This is a genomic window from Pantoea sp. OVA07A, from assembly GCF_019969975.1.
In the GTDB taxonomy this organism is placed as follows: Bacteria; Pseudomonadota; Gammaproteobacteria; order Enterobacterales; family Enterobacteriaceae; genus Pantoea; species Pantoea agglomerans.
This window is the reverse complement of the sequence record NZ_JAHXYM010000004.1, coordinates 255,023-270,030: the sequence shown is the minus strand read 5'-3', so window position 1 is coordinate 270,030 and position 15,008 is coordinate 255,023. Positions and strand designations below refer to the sequence as shown.

The 15,008-nt window shown below is 57.8% G+C and carries 13 protein-coding genes; 5 read left to right on the top strand and 8 right to left on the bottom strand.

Annotated features, from left to right (window positions below):
- The gene (ftsP, locus tag LC417_RS14990; RefSeq protein WP_010249023.1) at nt 1-1,431 is read left to right on the top strand and encodes a cell division protein FtsP; all 1,431 of its coding nucleotides are present in this window, start codon (nt 1-3) and stop codon (nt 1,429-1,431) included.
- A gap of 98 nt (nt 1,432-1,529) precedes the next feature.
- Here the strand turns inward: ftsP and dkgA are convergent, their stop codons facing one another.
- Nucleotides 1,530-2,354, bottom strand: coding sequence for a 2,5-didehydrogluconate reductase DkgA (dkgA, locus tag LC417_RS14985; RefSeq protein WP_010249022.1), 825 nt, complete (start codon nt 2,352-2,354; stop codon nt 1,530-1,532).
- 204 nt (nt 2,355-2,558) lie between these two features.
- Here dkgA and LC417_RS14980 point away from each other — a divergent pair, with 204 nt between their 5' ends.
- Nucleotides 2,559-3,467 (top strand): AraC family transcriptional regulator, encoded by a 909-nt coding sequence (locus LC417_RS14980; RefSeq protein ID WP_010249021.1) that lies wholly within the window; start codon nt 2,559-2,561, stop codon nt 3,465-3,467.
- Nucleotides 3,468-3,499: 32 nt separating this feature from the next.
- On the opposite strand, the gene LC417_RS14975 is transcribed toward LC417_RS14980, so the two are convergent.
- The 5 genes from LC417_RS14975 to LC417_RS14955 form a co-directional block, all read right to left on the bottom strand.
- The gene (locus tag LC417_RS14975) at nt 3,500-4,162 is read right to left on the bottom strand and encodes a DedA family protein (RefSeq protein WP_010249020.1); all 663 of its coding nucleotides are present in this window, start codon (nt 4,160-4,162) and stop codon (nt 3,500-3,502) included.
- Between the two features lie 210 nt (nt 4,163-4,372).
- Complete coding sequence (gene metC, locus LC417_RS14970; RefSeq protein ID WP_010671119.1) at nt 4,373-5,563, bottom strand: cystathionine beta-lyase; 1,191 nt, start codon at nt 5,561-5,563, stop codon at nt 4,373-4,375.
- A gap of 135 nt (nt 5,564-5,698) precedes the next feature.
- Nucleotides 5,699-6,985, bottom strand: a complete 1,287-nt coding sequence (locus LC417_RS14965; protein ID WP_022623879.1) for a TRAP transporter large permease — start codon at nt 6,983-6,985, stop codon at nt 5,699-5,701.
- 14 nt (nt 6,986-6,999) lie between these two features.
- Entirely contained in the window at nt 7,000-7,506 is a 507-nt protein-coding gene (locus LC417_RS14960; protein WP_010249016.1) for a TRAP transporter small permease, read from the bottom strand.
- Nucleotides 7,507-7,554: 48 nt separating this feature from the next.
- Nucleotides 7,555-8,526, bottom strand: a complete 972-nt coding sequence (locus tag LC417_RS14955) for a TRAP transporter substrate-binding protein (protein WP_223566088.1) — start codon at nt 8,524-8,526, stop codon at nt 7,555-7,557.
- Between the two features lie 352 nt (nt 8,527-8,878).
- Here LC417_RS14955 and exbB point away from each other — a divergent pair, with 352 nt between their 5' ends.
- From exbB to LC417_RS14940, 3 genes are all read left to right on the top strand, one after another.
- Nucleotides 8,879-9,601: a tol-pal system-associated acyl-CoA thioesterase gene (gene exbB, locus LC417_RS14950; RefSeq protein WP_022623877.1), complete on the top strand. Its 723-nt coding sequence runs from the start codon at nt 8,879-8,881 to the stop codon at nt 9,599-9,601.
- A 6-nt stretch (nt 9,602-9,607) separates the two neighbouring features.
- Nucleotides 9,608-10,030, top strand: a complete 423-nt coding sequence (gene exbD, locus LC417_RS14945) for a TonB system transport protein ExbD (protein ID WP_010249013.1) — start codon at nt 9,608-9,610, stop codon at nt 10,028-10,030.
- A gap of 235 nt (nt 10,031-10,265) precedes the next feature.
- Nucleotides 10,266-11,588: an MFS transporter gene (locus LC417_RS14940; RefSeq protein ID WP_223566087.1), complete on the top strand. Its 1,323-nt coding sequence runs from the start codon at nt 10,266-10,268 to the stop codon at nt 11,586-11,588.
- On the opposite strand, the gene LC417_RS14935 is transcribed toward LC417_RS14940, so the two are convergent.
- The gene (locus LC417_RS14935; protein ID WP_010671114.1) at nt 11,585-12,562 is read right to left on the bottom strand and encodes a spore coat U domain-containing protein; all 978 of its coding nucleotides are present in this window, start codon (nt 12,560-12,562) and stop codon (nt 11,585-11,587) included. The genes LC417_RS14940 and LC417_RS14935 overlap by 4 nt on opposite strands.
- The gene (locus tag LC417_RS14930) at nt 12,559-15,006 is read right to left on the bottom strand and encodes a fimbria/pilus outer membrane usher protein (RefSeq protein WP_223566086.1); all 2,448 of its coding nucleotides are present in this window, start codon (nt 15,004-15,006) and stop codon (nt 12,559-12,561) included. Before LC417_RS14930 ends, LC417_RS14935 begins: the two co-directional genes overlap by 4 nt.
- Between the last annotated feature and the right edge of the window lie 2 nt (nt 15,007-15,008).

Genomic DNA, 15,008 nt, shown 5'->3' with positions numbered 1-15,008 from the left:
ATGTCTTTCAGCAGACGTCAGTTCATCCAGCTTTCTGCCGGAGCGGCGCTTAGCGCCAGTGTACTACCTCATGCGGCGCGTGCCGCTTCTTCAGCTAATGGCGACACGCCACTTCCGGTTCCGCCGTTGCTGGAATCTCGTCGCGGCCAGCCGCTGTTCCTGACAATGCAGCGCAGCCACTGGTCTTTTAATGGCGACAACAACAAAGTGCCGGTGTGGGGCATTAATGGCCTCTATCTTGGCCCGACCGTCCGGGTTTACAGCGGCGATGACGTTAAGCTGATCTACAGCAATCGTCTGAACGAGCCGGTCTCCATGACTATCAGCGGCCTGCAGTTGCCGGGTGCGCTGATGGGTGGCGCGCCGCGTATGATGTCAGCCGGTGTCGACTGGTCGCCGGTGCTGCCGATTCGTCAGGCGGCCTCAACCTGCTGGTATCACGCCAACACGCCGAACCGCATGGCTCCGCACATCTATAACGGACTGGCGGGGATGTGGCTGGTGGAAGATGATATTGGCAGGCAGCTGCCGTTGCCGAAGCATTACGGCGTCGATGACTTCCCGATTATCATTCAGGACAAGCGGCTCGATAACTTTGCCACGCCGGTCTATGACCCGCCGCAGGATGGTGGTTTCCTGGGCGACACGCTGCTGGTGAATGGCGTACGCAATCCGTTTGTGGAAGTATCACGCGGCTGGGTGCGTCTGCGTCTGCTGAACGCCTCGAATGCGCGCCGCTATGAGATGGTGCTCAGCGACAATCGCCCGTTTATGGTCATCGCCAGCGATCAGGGCTATCTGCCTGCGCCGGTGGCGGTGCAGCGCCTGTCACTGGCGCCGGGCGAACGCCGCGAAGTGCTGGTGGATATGTCGCAGGGCGATGAAGTGTCGATTACCGCAGGTACGGCGGCGGGCATTATGGATCGGCTGCGCGGCTTCTTTGAGCCATCCTCCATTCTGACGTCAACCCTGATCCTGACGCTGCGGCCAACCGGCTTGCTGCCGCTGGTGACGGATAATCTGCCGATGCGGCTGCTGGCCGATCAGATTCTGGATGGCGTGGCGGTTCGCACCCGTGAATTCCGCATCGGTGACAGCATGCCGGGCATTAACGGCGCGATCTGGGATATGAGCCGCATTGACACCACGGCACAGCAGGGCACCTTTGAGCGCTGGATCCTGCATGCTGACCGGCCACAGTCGCTGCATATCCAGGGCGTGATGTTCCTGATTAAAAGTGTCAATGGTGCACAGCCGATGGGCGAAGATCGTGGCTGGAAAGATACGGTGTGGGTGGATGGCAGCGTGGAACTGATGGTCACTTTCCCGCAAAGTTCGTCAGATCACTTCCCGTTCGTCTACTACAGTCAGACACTGGAACTGGCCGACCGCGGCACTGCCGGTCAGCTGGTGGTGCAGCCCAGCGCATAACAGCGCGGTCAGGCAGGGAGAGCCCGCCTGACCGCGTTAATCGTTATCTGCCCCAGCCGCAGGGCAGATAAGGTGAGCTCACCCGGTGACGCCCAGCCTTAGTTAAAGGTTTCCGGATCCGGCCCCAGACGATTGCCGCTGTCCAGCTTCGCAATATCGCTCACTTCATGCTTGTCCAGACGGAAGTCGAACACCTTAAAGTTCTCTTCAATGCGGGCTGGTGTCACCGACTTCGGAATCACCACCAGGCCGCTATCCAGATGCCAGCGGATCACGATCTGTGCCGGCGTCTTGCCATATTTCTTCGCCAGCGACTTGATGATCTCCTGATCGAAGACCCCTTTGCCGCCCTGCGCCAGCGGACTCCAGGATTCGGTCTGGATCTGATGCAGTGCGTTCCACGCATGCAGCGTGCGCTGCTGTAGCATCGGGTGCAGCTCAATCTGGTTCACCACCGGCGTGACACCGGTTTCATCCAGCAGTCGCTTCAGATGCGCCTCATGGAAGTTACAGACGCCGATACTTTTAGTCAGCCCCTGCTGCTGCAGTTCAATCATCTTCTTCCAGGCATCGACATAATTGTCTTTTTCCGGGCACGGCCAGTGCATCAGATAGAGATCAACCTGCTCCAGTTTCAGTTTCTCCAGGCTGGTTTCCATCGCCTGCTGAACGTTCTGCTGATCGTCGTTCCAGAGTTTGGTGGTCACGAAAATCTCTTCACGCGGCACGTCAGTTTCCTGCAGTGCCTGGCCAATCGCCTCTTCATTCTTATAGGCGGCGGCGGTATCGATTGAGCGATAGCCGACCTCCAGCGCTTTCAGCACCGCATGACGTGCATCTTCAATGCTGGCCTGCCACACACCGAGTCCGAGTTGCGGCATCATATTGCCATCGCGCAGTTTGATAATGGGTTGGTCTGCCATAGTTGCTCCTTTCCGTTGCGGTTAATCCGTGAGATTTCACTGTGCTTAAGTCTAGCCAACAATTCTCAGCCTGCTTAGCTGAGGCAACAACAGTGGTTCTGCCGCCATGCCCGATCCGGTAAATTTCTTGCCTGATTCTCCAGGCTGCTGGTGATTCAGGCATTCGCACGGCACACTGGCTTTTTGCCCGTAAAAGGAGTCGCTATGGCGCACGATGCCCTGTGTCACCGGCTGGCGCAGCAGGTCGTCACATTAATGACCCATGGTCACGACCGTCTTTGTCCGGTCGAAAATGTGTCGCTGATTTACGCTAATCAATATCGTCCCCGTACGCCGATGATGTATCAGCCCGGCATTGTGATCCTGTTTCAGGGCAGCAAAACCGGCTATCTCGGCAGCACGGTGTTTCAGTATGACGCCAGCAAGTACCTGATGCTCACGGTGCCGCTGCCGGTGGAGTGCGAAACCTGGGCCTCGCCAGAGGTGCCGATTGCCGGGTTGTGTCTTAATGTCGATACCGCCAGCCTGCAGGATCTGCTGATTGAAATCGGCGATGACGATCAGTTCCAGCCGCAGCCGCAGACCTCGGGGATCCACTCGGCGTGGCTGACGGAACCGATGCTGTGTGCCGCTGAGCGGCTGCTTGATGTGATGACCCAGCCACGCGATGCGCGGGTGCTGGGGCCGCACATCGTGCGGGAGATTATCTACTACGTGCTGACTGGCCCGATTGGTGGTGCGCTGCTCTCACTGGTGAGCCGACAGACGCAATTCAGCCTGATCGCGCGTGCCCTGCGACGGATTGAGAATCACTATGCGGAAAACCTCAGCGTCGATGCGCTGGCGGCGGAAGTGAACATGAGCGTTTCAGCCTTTCATCACAACTTTAAAGCGGTCACGCAGACGTCGCCCCTGCAGTATCTCAAGCGATATCGCCTGCATCAGGCGCGATTGCTGATGCTGCACGATGGACTGAAAGCGAGTGCGGCGGCGGTACGGGTTGGCTATGAAAGTCCTTCACAGTTTTCGCGGGAATTTAAGCGCTATTTTGGCGTGACGCCAGGGGAAGAGGTGAATCGTGTGCGGCAGACGGTAGCGGATCCGTCCGCCTGAGTGACGGCGGATCCTGATGCTACGCGCTGACGTCAGGCCTGTTTCTGCCGACGCTTTTTCCAGATAACCAGAATGCTGCCGAACAGCCCGAGAAACAGCAACACCATCGGCAGTATCATCAGGATCGCCATCACCTGATCTTCATGACGCTTGATGAACGGCACCTGGCTGATGCCATAGCCAAACGTCACGACGATGCCAACCCACAGCACGCCGCTGAGCCAGTTGAACAGTTGAAAGCGACCGTTCTGTAAGCCCGCAATGCCCGCCATGGTCGGCAGGATCGTCCGGATGAAAGCCAGAAAACGGCCGACCAGCAGCGCCATCAGGCCGTGACGATTAAACATATTCCAGGCACGCTGGTGATACTGCGCGGGCAGATGCATCAGCCAGCTCTTCACCAGCCGGGTATTCCCCAGCCAGCGACCCTGCAGATAGCTCAGCCAGCAGCCCAGGCTGGCGGCGGTGGTGAGGATCACCATCGTCGGCACAAAATCCATTACCCCTTTTGCCACCATCGCACCCGCCAGCAGCAGCAGGCTATCGCCCGGCAGGAAAGAGGCGGGTAACAGCCCATTTTCCAGAAACAGCGTCAGGAACATCACGCCGTACACCACCCACACCACATCCGGATTTGCCAGCGCGGCAAAATCCTGATGCCAGAGCGCGTGGACAATCTCGTGTAAAACACCCATTTGCTATTCCATCACGTCACAAGGAACTATCCGTCTGCATTCAGGCAATCGGTCGCGGCGCTGCGCAATAAATGCAGCGACCTCACTGATGACCTGAACGGTCTGGGATAAATTTTAACAATAAATGAGCAGCAGCCCGGCAAACTCTGCGGGTGGCCGCTACCCGGTTCATCTTCTGTTTAGCGTCTGTTTATCTTTTGCCTGAGTTTATTAACGCGTCAGGCGCGCAAAACCGGCGTCCAGGTCAGCCAGCAGATCGTCAACGTGCTCCAGACCAATATGCAGTCGCACCAGCGTACCGGTGAAGTCGACTCCACCCGCCGGACGAATCGCGGCCAGCTCTTCCGGCTGATTCGCCAGGATCAGCGATTCATAGCCGCCCCAGGAGTACGCCATGCTGAAATGATGGAAGTGATCGAGATATTCCGCCAGCTGGGGCGCGCTGAGTTTTTCCTGCAGGATAAAAGAGAACAGGCCGCTGCTGCCGTTAAAATCACGCTGCCAGAACTGATGTCCTTTGCTCTGTGCCAGCGCCGGGTGATTAACCCGCGCCACTTCGGGACGCGCTGCCAGCCACTCTGCCACCTGAATCGCGCTCTCTTCATGCTGACGCAGACGTGTGCCCAGCGTGCGCAGACCCCGACTCGCCATATAAGCGGTATCGGCATCGACCATCTGACCCATCAGATAGGAGTTCTCGCGCAGCTGATCGATACAGCGCGCATTGGCGACCGCCGTGCCGATCATCGCATCGCTGTGACCAATCAGATATTTGGTGCCCGCCTGAATCGAAATATCGATGCCGTGCGCCAGCGCATCAAATAAAATACCGGCCGCCCAGGTGTTGTCGATCATAATGATCGCCTCGGGCGCTTTGGCGCGAACCGCCGCCACAATCGCCGGAATATCCTGAACTTCCATCGTGATAGAGGCAGGCGATTCCAGGAAAACGACCCGGGTATTGGGCTGCACCAGCTCACCGATTTCACTGCCGATGCAGTGATCGAACCAGCCCGTTGAAACCTGCAGCTTAGTCAGGATTTTAGTACAGAAATCCTGGGTCGGTTCATAGACTGCGCCACTCATCAGCACGTGGTCGCCCGCCTCGACAAACGCCAGAATCGCGTTCGCCACGGCAGCCGCGCCACAGGGGTAGAGCACACAGCCTGCGCCGCCTTCCAGCTCCGTCATCGCATCCTGCAGCGCAAAGTGCGTCAGAGTGCCACGACGGCCATAAAAGAGTTCGCCTTTTGCCCGACCGGCGGTGGCGCGTTTCTTCTCCGCGACCGTATCAAAAACCAGCGAGGAGGCCCGTTGAATTACACTGTTCACCGAGCCCTGGGTATAACGCTTGCTGCGTCCTGCACTGACGAGCGTGGTATCAATTTTTCTGGTGGTCATGAGTCGCCTTTGCCGCTTCTGACTAAGCCCTCACGTTACCACGAAACGACCAGCAGGGTTGAGACTCAATGGTGATTATCAGAGTGCTTCGCAGGATGAAAATCGGGTCCGGTAGCGGACCCGATTTTGCCGACGCTACATCACGCCCATCAGGCGCGGTAACCAGAGGGAGATGGCGGGAATATAGGTAATCAGCATCAGCACGATAAACAGCATGCCGTAAAACGGCAGCATGGCTCTGACCACCTGCTCGATTTTCTGCTTACTGACCGCACTGGCGACAAACAGTACCGTACCGACCGGCGGGGTGATCAGGCCGATCCCGAGGTTGGTCAGCATGATCATGCCGAAGTGAACCGGATCGACGCCAAGCGCGGTGGCGACCGGCAACAGCACTGGCGTCAGGATCAGGATCAGCGGTGCCATATCCATCAGCGTCCCCACCACCAGCAGCAGGATGTTGATACACATCAGGATCACATATTTGTTATCGGAGAGGCTCGTAAAGGCCTCGGTGATAATCGTCGGCAGTTGCATAAAGGTCATTACCGCGCCGAATCCGGCCGCGAAGGCGATCAGCACCATCACGATGGTGACGGTTTTAATGGTGCGGAACAGCAGGATATGCAGCTGGCTCCATTTAAAGTCGCGGTAGATAAACATGGTGACGAAAAAGGCCCAGATACAGGCGATCGCGGCGGACTCCGAGGCGGTAAAGATGCCGGAGAGGATGCCACCCATAATAATCACCACGGTAAACAGGCCCCAGAACGCGTCGAAGAAGATTTTCAGCGCCTGACGAAACGGAATACGTTCTCCTTTGGGATAGCCGCGTTTATGGGCAAAACCCAGGCACATTATCATCAGGCAGCCCCCCAGCAGCAGGCCGGGAAAGATACCGGCAACAAACAGCGAGGAGATGGTCACCATGCCGCCGGTCGCCAGCGAGTAAATCACCGAGTTGTGGCTGGGTGGCGTCAGCACCGCCTGCACTGAGCCGCTGGCGGTTACTGCGGCGGCGAAATCACGCGGATAGCCTTTCTCCTCCATCTGCGGAATCATCACCGAGCCAATCGAGGCGGTATCCGCCACCGATGAGCCGGAAATCGCGCCAAAGAAGGTGGAGGCGACAATGTTCACCAGCGACAGGCCACCGCGAATAAAGCCGACAAAGATATAGGCGAAGTTGACCAGCCGCCGGGCAATCCCACCCTCCGCCATAATCGCACCCGCGAGAATAAAGAACGGGATAGTCAGCAGCGAAAATTTGTTAATGCCGTTGGTCACCTGAATCACCACCGCTTCCAGCGGCAGATCGATCCACCAGGCGCCAATAAAGGCGCTCAGCCCCACCGCAAAGGCGACCGGAAAACCCACCATTAGCAACACCAGCAAACTGCCTATCAAGATCAATGCATCCATTTTTCTGCTCCGCGTTAGTGGGTGCCGCCCAGGGTGACAATCGGCCGCTGGCTCTGATCGCCGGTCAGCAATCGCTCAACAACAAACAGCAGGGTGAAGATCGCGCCAATCGGAATCGGCAGATACATCTCGCCGTAAGTTACTGCCGGTAATGAAGCGAGCGTCTGCACCCACATCGCTTCGCACAGGCTGTAACTGGCCTGAAAGATCACCAGACAGGTGATGATCATCAGCAGATCGCTGACGCGCAGCATCAGGCGCTGTCGGGCGGGTGACAGACGATCGGTGACCATGGAAACGCAGATATGCGTCCCGGCCCGCAGTCCGACCGGTGCGCCAATAAACGTAAAAATGATCATGCAGATAATGGCCACCGGTTCCGGCCAGGAGAGCGCGCCGTTCATCACGTAGCGGGCGAAGATCCCGATCGGGATCACCGTCACCATAATCATCAGTGCCACGGCGGCCACCAGCATGCAGAGCAGATAGAGCCCATCCATCAGACGTGTATAAGCAGCCATAATTGATACCTGATTAAGCTCGCCACACGGCAGTGTGGCGCGGAAGGGTTATTTCACCTCAGCGATCCGGGTCATCAGATCCTGATATTTGCCGCCAAACTGATCGCGCACCGGCTGGGTCGCTTTGACGAAGTAGTCACGGTCGGTCTGCTGGAAGGTGACGCCACCTGCCTTCATTTTGGCGATCGACTTTTCGGTATAGGTCGCCCAGAGCTGGCGCTCCTCATCCTGCGCCTCTTTGCCGAGCTTCTTCAGCAGCGCCTGATCCTCAGGTTTCAGGCGATCCCAGGTGCGTTTTGAAAACAGGATCATCTCTGGCTGGATAAAGTGGCCGCTGAGGGTGTAGTACTTCGCCACCGGCATATAGTTATGGGCGACAAAGGTCGGTGGGTTGTTCTCGGTGCCATCGACCACGCCGGTCTGCATCGCACTGAACACTTCACTGACGCCCATCGCCACCGGATTCGCGCCCATCGCTTTCAGCGTCGCCAGCGAGATGGCGCTGTTCTGCACCCGGATCTTCATGCCTTTCAGATCTTCCGGTTTTGCCAGCGGCTTCTTGGTGATCATGTTGCGCTCACCGGCATCGGTCCAGCCCAGGAACACCATGCGGGCGTTGGGATCTTTATCGAATTTGTCGGCAATTTCGCGACCTATCTCGCCATCCAGCACTTTGTGCATGTGGTCAATGTCGCGGAAAATGTAGGGCAGGGTCAGCACGCTGGTTTCCGGGGCGATCGAGGTGACTGGCGCCAGCGACACACGGATCATGTCGATTGCGCCCAGCTGCACCTGTTGCAGCGTCTGATCTTCGTCCCCCAGCACGCCACCGGCGAAGAGCTTCATCTCCAGCCGTCCATCGGTGGCCTGTTTGAGTTTGTCGCCCATGTGCTGCAGGGCGACGACGGTCGGATAACCGGCAGGCTGGACTTCAGCCACTTTGATCACCTGTGCCGTGGCGGTGGCGCTCATCATCATCGCCGCCAGGGCACTGGCCAGGCATGTTTTCGTCATTCTCATTATTTTGTCTCCCGCTGAGGTAGGACGGCGTCCGGCGTCGGGGGCTAACCGGAGAGAACCGTGTGGAGCCAGCATAGTGAAAACGCGCGCCAGTAAAATGCGGCAATGCTGATTGAATGAATGCCATCACATTTTGAAACGTTGTTTTAATAAATTTTCATGCAACTTCACATTTTCGAAACATCCTTGTCAAAAGTGTTTAAACCTGGTCAATTGCGGGTAAATGGCGTCGATCAGCTTTGTAAATACTAATGAGAACTACTATCAATTCGCCGTCGTTTTGCTATTATTCGCGCTTGTCTCGCATCCCTGAATCAGAAGTTGGAGAAGCAGCGTGGTAGCCAGTGATTTGATGCAAACGGACCTCTCCGTTTGGGGCATGTATCAACATGCCGATATCGTGGTAAAGGTGGTCATGATTGGCCTGTTATTGGCCTCAGTGGTGACCTGGGCGATCTTCTTCGGCAAATATGCCGAACTCAGCGCCGCTAAGCGCCGCCTGAAGCGCGAGCATCTGGCGCTAGGCGAAGCCCGCAATCTGAATGACGCCGCCCGCATTGCCCAGTCGTTTACCGGTCACAGCCACAGTGTGGTGCTGCTGAATGATGCGCAGAATGAGCTTGAACTGTCGGCTGGCGTGGAAGATACCAACGGGATTAAAGATCGCACCAGTTTCCGCCTTGAGCGCCGCGTCGCTGCGTTCAGCCGTCATGCAGGCCGGGGCAATGGCTTCCTGGCGACCATCGGTTCGGTTGCGCCGTTTATCGGCCTGTTCGGCACCGTATGGGGCATCATGAACAGCTTTATCGGCATCGCTAAAACCCAGACAACGAACCTGGCGGTTGTTGCACCGGGTATCGCCGAAGCGCTGCTGGCAACCGCGATTGGCCTGATCGCTGCGATTCCGGCGGTGGTGATCTACAACGTCTTTGCCCGCATGATCGCCAACTACAAAGCCTCGCTGGGTGATGTCGCCGCTCAGGTGATGCTGCTGCAGAGCCGTGATATCGATCTGGGCACCGTCGCCACTGATGTTCCGCGTCCTGCGACGGCTCAGAAACTGCGCTTAGGGTAAGTTCTTATGGCAATGCGATTAAACGACGATCTGGAAACGGATGGTGAAATGCATGAGATCAACGTGACGCCGTTTATCGACGTCATGCTGGTTCTGCTGATCATCTTTATGGTGGCCGCGCCGCTGGCCACGGTCGACGTACGCGTCAATCTGCCCGCCTCAACCAGCGCGCCGCAGCCGCGTCCGGAAAAGCCGGTTTACCTGTCGATTAAAGCGGATAAGCAGCTTTACGTCGGTAACGATCAGGTCACGCCGGAGTCGCTGGTTAACGTGCTGACTAACCAGACCCAGGGCAATAAAGAGACCACCATTTTCTTCCAGGCGGATAAGTCGGTCGATTATGAAACGCTGATGAGCGTGATGGATAAGCTGCGCACGGCGGGTTATCTGAAAATTGGTCTGATGGGCATGGAAACCGTGAAGAAATAGCGGGTTATCCGGTTCAAAAAAAAGGCGACTGTTCAGGTCGCCTTTTTTTATGGCTGCTCTCCAGCCCTATAAAATCAGGCAAATCAGGGCCAGGGTAATCACTTATGCTCCTCGAACTGACTTGTTAATTAGTTGTTACTTATGTACATGGGTTTGTAAAGTGCAATGGTGAGCCAGGTCACATTAATCCCGCATCAGGCAGGCTAAAACGGCTAAAAAACAACAGGAAGCCGTTATGAGTCACACCCCGTCTTTACAAAAGCCGCCGAAAAGTGCCGCCCGAACCATCTTCACCGTCACCAGTGGTAACTTCCTGGAGATGTACGATTTTATGGTGTTTGGCTACTACGCTACTGCCATTTCAAAAACCTTCTTTCCCGGCGATGACCCGTTTGCCTCCCTGATGCTGACCCTGATGACTTTCGGTGCCGGCTTCCTGATGCGCCCGTTGGGGGCGATCATTCTTGGTGCTTACATTGACCATCATGGTCGTCGCAAAGGGCTGTTGCTGACGCTGGGCTTAATGGCGATGGGCACCCTGACCATCGCGCTGGTGCCGGGCTACGCCACCCTGGGCGTGGCAGCGCCGATTCTGATCCTGCTGGGACGGCTGTTGCAGGGCTTCTCGGCAGGCGTGGAGCTGGGTGGTGTGTCGGTCTATCTGGCCGAAGTCGCGCCCAAAGGACGCAAAGGCTTTTTCGTCAGCTGGCAGTCGGGCAGCCAGCAGATTGCGGTGATCTTTGCTGCTCTGCTGGGTCTGATGCTGAATCATCTGCTGGCGAAAGAGGCGGTGACGGAGTGGGGCTGGCGTATCCCGTTTGTGGTCGGCTGTCTGATTGTGCCGTTCCTGTTCTATATCCGCCGGATGCTGGAAGAGACCGAAGCGTTCAGCAAACGTAAACATCATCCCAGCATGACGGAAATCATGCGGTCTGTCGCCAGCAACTGGGCGCTGGTGCTGGCGGGGATGCTGATGGTGGTCACCACCACGGTAATGTTCTACATGATCACCGCCTTTACCCCGACCTTTGGTAAAACGGTGTTGATGATGAGTGACAAGCAGGCGTTCCTGGTGACGCTCTGTGTCGGTGTCTCAAACCTCATCTGGCTGCCGCTGATGGGGGCGTTTTCGGACCGCGTCGGACGCCGTCCGCTGCTGATCATTTTTACCCTGCTGATGATTGTCACCACCTGGCCGGTGCTGCACTGGCTGGTGGGATCGGCCAGCTTCGCCCATCTGCTGGAAGCGGAACTGTGGCTGTCGTTTCTCTATGCCAGTTATAACGGTGCGATGGTGGTCTATCTGGCGGAGATCATGCCTGCTGAGGTGCGCGCCGCCGGTTTCTCCATGGCTTACAGCCTGGCGACGGCGCTGTTTGGCGGCTTTACGCCTGCTATTTCCAGCTACCTGATTCATGCCACCGGTGACAAAGCGATGCCGGGCGTCTGGCTGACCTTTGCCGCAGTCTGTGGGTTGATCGGCACGTTGCTGATTGGCAGGATGGTGAAGCAGTATCAGACCCGTCACAGCGGCACGCCGGTCAGTGCTTCACTCTAAAACGACAAATCGACCACCACGCTGTCGCTGTAGTTTCCGGCTGGCGGCGTGTTCTGCGTGGTCAGGATGCGCGCGGTGTAGTTAAAACCGCGCGTCAGTCCATCCGTGGATACCGCCGTCGAGGTGGTACTGCTCCAGCGTTCAGTGCCTGCCGATCCCCAGCGATTGCTGGTGGTGCTTTTATAAATTTCATAGCTCAGCCGATTCGCGCCGCTCGCCATATTCCTGACGCTGCCCACCGGATAACTGCCGTTGCTCAGCCCGACGGTATAGGTGCTGCCTTTGCTGCACAACACGTTGATGGTCTGTGACACGGCGGAGAAGCTGCCGACCAGCGGCGCGCTGCCAAAGCTGATATTCGGCGCGGTAATGGTGGTGCAGTCATTAGTTAGAATGGCGGTGATATTAATCGGGATGACACCGCTGCCGTTCTGCTCGCTTAAACAGACATTGCCAATCGCAACGCTGGTGCAGATGCGATAAGTCACAGCCATATTCAGAGTCAGCTGGTACGTCCCGGCGGCGACCACCTGACCGGGAACGGTGCGCAGATAGACCGGAATGGCGAAGTTAAGGCTGCCGAGCAAACCCGCCAGGTTGATCAGGGTCTGCGAACCATAGACAAACGGCGTGCCGCCAATCGTCAGTTCAGTAGCGCAGGCCGTGTCGGTGCAGAGCCGCACCGGCACGTTATCGCTGCCGGTATCACCGCTGCGTTTCAGCGTACCGCGCGTGCCGTTGCTATTAGTCGCGCCCGTCAGCTGAAAGGTGATCTGGTTATTGCCCAGCAGCGACAGCCCGGCACCCGCGCCACAGTTGACGTTGGCATTCGTGGTGGTGGAACTGACGGTGGTGTTCGCCACAAAGGTTGTGACTGAACCGAAACTGGCGGTCGATGCGGGCAGGGCGCAGGCTGCGTAGCCCAGCGACGGCAGTAACAGCAGCAGGCCAGCCAGTATTACAGATTTCATCATGGTCGGTTTCCGGACGTAAAAGATTCAGCGGGAGAGGGGGCGCTGCCTGCGGCAGGTGCGGGCAGCGCACAGGTCAGGGGGCCGTAAGTTTTCAGCGCCTGCGGCTGACCGCTGGCGATGCGCAGTTCGGTTTCGCACTGGCGGCCATCGGGCGTCACCACCTGCATCGGGTTACTGGCGGTGAGATCTTCCATCCAGACGATGCCATCCCAGCCGACATACCCGGTGGGATGATCGGGACGCTGCACCAGGCTTGATACCGGCAGCGGCTGGCCCTGCGCATCGACCAGGATTACGCTGGCTGAGCGCAGTTTCTCCACCGGGAAGTTGAGCAGATAGCCGCTCTGGCGTTTCACCGCAAAGCGCTGCTCAACCCGTGGCGTGGTCATATCTGCCGGCAGGTCGAGGGTGTCGATATCATATTTGGCCGGGTAGTAGCTGCTGATGGCGGGCACCAGCAGATAGCCCTGTTGATTGGTGCGTCCCATCGACTGATTCTCGTAGCGCACGTTTACGTCGGGATAGTTGGTCTTCACCAGTACAAAGGCGTCGTTGATCTCGTTAGCGGCAAAGACTCTGTTGTCCATTAACACCAGCGCACCCGAGAGATCGGCCCACTGGGTGAGGTTATCATCATCGCCATAGAAGCCCGCCGAGGTATCAATCTGGTTGTTGCGATAGCGCAGACTGCCCTGACGATAATCGCCGCTGTCTCCGCTCTGATTCGCCCAGGAGGCATCCCAGGCGAACCCGCCGTCGCTGGGCATGGCGCGTGAGGCATAAACGCGCTGACTGTCGCGGCCACGCTGGTCGCGTTCGTTGCTGAGGGCAACGCTGCCCTGTTCGCCAAATGGGATCACCAGCGAAATCGCCCCGGTCCAGCTTTTCTCCTGCTGATCGCGGCTGGCCGAGACATACAGACTGCTGTTACCCCACAGATTTTTACTCCATGAGAGGTTCCACAGCCGGGTGCGGTCGCCCTGACCGTCGGTGATGTCGATGAAAGCGGCACCGACGCTGCCAAAGCGGTTCAGCGAGACGCTGGCGCTGTACTGAGCACTGCGGCGTGAGAGTGCGTAGCGGCTATCCGCCTGGCTACCGGCACGGCTGCCGACCAGCGCCAGATTGCCGAAGTTGCTGCTGCGCTGGGTCTGTTGAGTGCCGATGTTGAACCAGCGGTTATTGTACTGATATCCCCAGCTATATTGCCTGCCGCTCTCGCCATCGAGCTGACTTTGCGCCACCGCGCCGTTGACCACGCCCCAGCTGCCGACGCGCAGCTGACCACCCAGCCCGCCCATCGCCAGCGTTTCGCTGCCTTCGGCGTGGCTCTCCAGCGTCAGCCAGTCGGTCATACCGTAACGATAAGAGCCGCTGGCCGCTGCCTCACCATAATCGAAGTTCTTTATGCCATAGTTTTCGCGGATTGCCCCGGCAGAGAAGGCGTAGTCCGACAGCCCCGATTTCAGCAGGTTACTGGAGACGTAAAACGGCATGGTGGTGGTGACACGGCGGCCAACCGCATCGGTGGTAGTGATCACGGCATCACCTGCGCCGTTAACGAATGGCACATTGGTCATCGACCAGGGGCCAGGCTGCACATTCGCCTGGCTGGAGCGATAGCCGTTGATAAAGAGATCGACGGTGGAAGGCACGGCGGCCTGACCGGAAAAAGCGGGCAGCGGATAGGTCACCAGATCGGGACGGACGCTGAAGTCGCGACCGACGCGGATGCCACCGAGCCGCACGCTGCTGCTCCAGGCCAGCGAGTCGGTGACCAGATCGCCGACTCGCCAGCTTACCGCCGCATTCTCATCTTCATTGCTCCACCAGGTGTCGTAGCGGATATAGCCATCATCCTGATAAGTCGTACTGCCTTCCAGCTGCTGTTGCCAGACGCCGTTAGTGGAGAAATGACCGGCATCACCAAACAGCCTTAGTTCGTTCCAGGCGGACAGGCGGGAGCCACTGTTATCCGTGCGGCTGGCGTAAAGATCATAATTAATCAGCGCGCCGCTGCTGGTACGGCCCGGATAGCGCGGTCCGTTCTTCGCCTCGCCAATCACCTGACCGGGCAGCCACTCAGGCGGTACGGTCAGCAGCAGACGCTGTCGCGCAGCGTCATACTCTACTTTGATGGGTTGCAGGCTGCTGACATCGACCTGCGGCTGCTGGCCCAGCTTATCCGCTGGCAGGCCGGCACGCTGCAGATCGCCACTGCGAATCCAGAAATGACCGTCGCGCTGCTCTGCCGGCACAATATTGCCGTTCTCCTGCTGGTTAATCACCAGCTCCAGCATATATTGCTGACCGTTGCTGCTGGTCTGAAGGCTGGGCGGCGGGGGCAGGGATGAGTAAGTCTCCGCCAGCACAGGATCCGGCGTAAAAGCGTAAATAACGCTGGCCACGGCCAGCGCGCAGGGATGCAGGGAAAACGGTCTCATTC